The 2,486-nt window shown below is 50.3% G+C and carries 4 protein-coding genes and 1 pseudogene; 2 read left to right on the top strand and 3 right to left on the bottom strand.

Annotation, left to right across the window (positions count from 1 at the left end; translation table 11 throughout):
- Positions 1–604 (top strand): flavodoxin family protein (locus tag QCH34_RS10680; RefSeq protein WP_366898585.1); only part of this gene is annotated, 604 nt, incomplete at its 5' end.
- 7 nt (positions 605–611) lie between these two features.
- Here the strand turns inward: QCH34_RS10680 and QCH34_RS10675 are convergent.
- Positions 612–1,004: a DUF473 domain-containing protein gene (locus QCH34_RS10675; protein WP_300333954.1), complete on the bottom strand. Its 393-nt coding sequence runs from the start codon at positions 1,002–1,004 to the stop codon at positions 612–614.
- A gap of 5 nt (positions 1,005–1,009) precedes the next feature.
- Positions 1,010–1,738: a proteasome assembly chaperone family protein gene (locus tag QCH34_RS10670; RefSeq protein WP_300333952.1), complete on the bottom strand. Its 729-nt coding sequence runs from the start codon at positions 1,736–1,738 to the stop codon at positions 1,010–1,012.
- A 35-nt stretch (positions 1,739–1,773) separates the two neighbouring features.
- Between QCH34_RS10670 and QCH34_RS10665 the strand changes: the two genes are divergently transcribed.
- Complete coding sequence (locus tag QCH34_RS10665) at positions 1,774–2,088, top strand: DUF5611 family protein (protein ID WP_300333950.1); 315 nt, start codon at positions 1,774–1,776, stop codon at positions 2,086–2,088.
- Positions 2,089–2,095: 7 nt separating this feature from the next.
- Here the strand turns inward: QCH34_RS10665 and QCH34_RS10660 are convergent.
- A pseudogene (locus tag QCH34_RS10660) lies at positions 2,096–2,486 on the bottom strand (leucine--tRNA ligase); the annotation flags it as partial.

The following is a 2,486-nucleotide window of genomic DNA, read 5'->3' as shown; positions in this document are numbered from 1 at the left end:
CTTTTTTATCTGCCGGGTCAACCAGAAGAGCATCATGGCACGAGTTGTACTCATCAACGCAAGCCCCCGGGAAGGGGGAAACACCGAACTCGCACTTGAAGAATGCAAAAAAGCACTGGGTGCAGAAGGGGTTGAGACAGAGGATATCAGCCTCAGGGGAAAACAGATCGCATCATGTATCGCCTGTTATTCCTGCAAAAAGACCGGAAGATGCGCAATTGATGACGGGATCAACGAGATGATTGAAACGATAAGATCAGCAGACGGCTTAATCGTCGGAACACCGGTCTACTTCGGAACCGCCCGCGGGGAGCTGATGTCGGCACTCCAGAGGATCGGGATGGTCTCACGTGGAAATGACCAGTTCCTCTCGCGGATGGTCGGAGGACCGATTGCTGTTGCGCGGAGAGGCGGCCATACCGCAACCATCCAGGAACTCCTGATGTTCTACCTGATCAATGATATGATCGTCTGTGGATCCACCTACTGGAACATGGCCTTTGGAAAAGAGAAGGGCGAGGTGCAGGATGATACCGAAGGGATGGACACCATCCGCAGATTCGGGGAGAATGTCGGATTCTGTATTAATCAGCTGAAAAAATAAGAGGAGATCAGACCGCGTGGAAACAGGTGCACTTCACCACATCCACCCGGGCTGCCTTACAACACCCAAGATCCCCTGTTTCTTTAACGATTGATGTCCCACAGTACCTCAGCTGGACACGTGCCGAGGTCCGCTCACGCTCCTCGAAGAAACTGGCATGCGAATATTCGATCAGCCGTTTCATTGAGATAGAGATCAACTGCACCTCAAGGATGATGCCGGAATCCCCAGGTGATAGATCTTCAGGTGCAACGGATGTCAGGAAGATTGGATCCCCCGGCTGCACTTCTGAAAGGGTGATAATATTATGAGCGCTCTGAAGTTCGATGGTTCTGGGTCTGCCAAGTTTGAGATCTGCTATTACCTGTGAGGATATGCCTGTTAATGCTGCTACCATCATTGTGATCACCCGTACATCGGAAGGTTTTCCTTCTTCTGTTGCGGCACCTCCGATCCCTGTACTTCCTCAGCGAGCCGCTGCATCGTCATCTCGATCTCCTCTGCCTGTTCCAGGAGTGGTGCAGTATCCAGGTTTAAGGAGTAGAGGTCATTCAATACATTGATCGCAGAGACAGCCGCCCGCGGATCAGGATTATTCACCGTCTCACCCAGGAGACCGATACAGGGGATCTTCCGCAGTTTGCATTCCGTCAGGAGGCTTGATGCAATCCCTGAGATACTACCCATCGGGAGGATGATCGTATGATCCGAGATCTTCGAGACGGCTTCCTCATCGCTTGCCACACCAAAAACCCTCTTTTCGGCCTCATTGGTCACAATACCGGCGATGGTGACGATCTCCTTCACATCATAATCTTCCAGCCAGTCGAGGATACCATTTGCCACCTCATAACAGATTGCAGGGTGAATGGGAATATCCGCAACAAGTGCAGCAAATCCTTCCTTCTCATAGATACGGACCGCTGCATGAATAACCCCCTTCTGCATCATCGACATCGGGGGAAAGAACCGGCTGGTTATATCGCCGATATGGGTAAATTCCATCTGATCCACCAGGTACTGCAGGGCGATGCTCCCGACAAGCCCGGAACCGGGGAACCCCATCATCACAACCGCTCCCTTCTCCTTGAGATCGCTTGAGATGATCTTCAGATCACTCGTTTCATTGGACATTAAAATTACATAGACGCCCCTCCTACATTAATACTATGCAGGAATATCCAGTCAAAAGAGGGCAGACAAAAGACCTTGAAGAACGGATGGCAAAGGGGCTCATTGAGATCTTCGGTGTTGAGCCAGAAGAAAAAGACGGGCATTACATCATCTCTTTTAAGGCGATCAAGCGGCTGGAGGTCTGGCCGGGTGAGAAGAACAAGACGGCATTTGTCGATACCGAGTCAGATATCACAGCAGGTGATGAGGATATCCTCGACTCCAATAAGAAATTCCGACATTACCTCGATCTCCTCACCGGATTTTCGACAAAAGAACGAGTAAAGCGGGCAAAACCAAAAGAAGAGTAGGTTTTTTTTACTCTATCACTATTGCAGGCTTGAAGGGGAGTGCCACTCCTGCCTTTGGATGGCCGCTCCCATCTGCATGGAGGATTTCCACCTTTACCGAGAACTCTTTTTCGATGAAAGACGCCGCCTGTGAAAAGATTGCATGCTCATCAGGTGCACGTGTTGAGATCTGGTCGACAAGTGCCGGGGGGAGGCTGTGGATCAGCTTAATCACCTGTGGAACAGCATTTGCCGCCTCTTTTCCACGCTTTCTCATCGATTCATCCTTCATCAGCTCTTTTGTTACCGATCTCCGATCTTCAGCTGCTGCAACCCGCCTGAAGACCTCATTCTTCCATTCAGGAGTAATCAGAAGGGTAAGTTTTTCTGCTGTAACCGGAAGAATTTTCATAATTGAC

This window comes from Methanocalculus sp. (genome assembly GCF_029762515.1).
Taxonomy (GTDB): Archaea; Halobacteriota; Methanomicrobia; order Methanomicrobiales; family Methanocorpusculaceae; genus Methanocalculus.
This window is presented reverse-complemented; position numbering and strand designations above follow the sequence as displayed.

Excerpts from the sequence above, each read along its gene's own strand:
- QCH34_RS10675 (WP_300333954.1), bottom strand. The coding sequence starts at position 1,004 with ATGATGGTAGCAGCATTAACAGGCATATCCTCACAGGTAATAGCAGAT.
- QCH34_RS10665 (WP_300333950.1), top strand. The coding sequence starts at position 1,774 with ATGCAGGAATATCCAGTCAAAAGAGGGCAGACAAAAGACCTTGAAGAA.
- QCH34_RS10670 (WP_300333952.1), bottom strand. The coding sequence starts at position 1,738 with ATGTCCAATGAAACGAGTGATCTGAAGATCATCTCAAGCGATCTCAAG.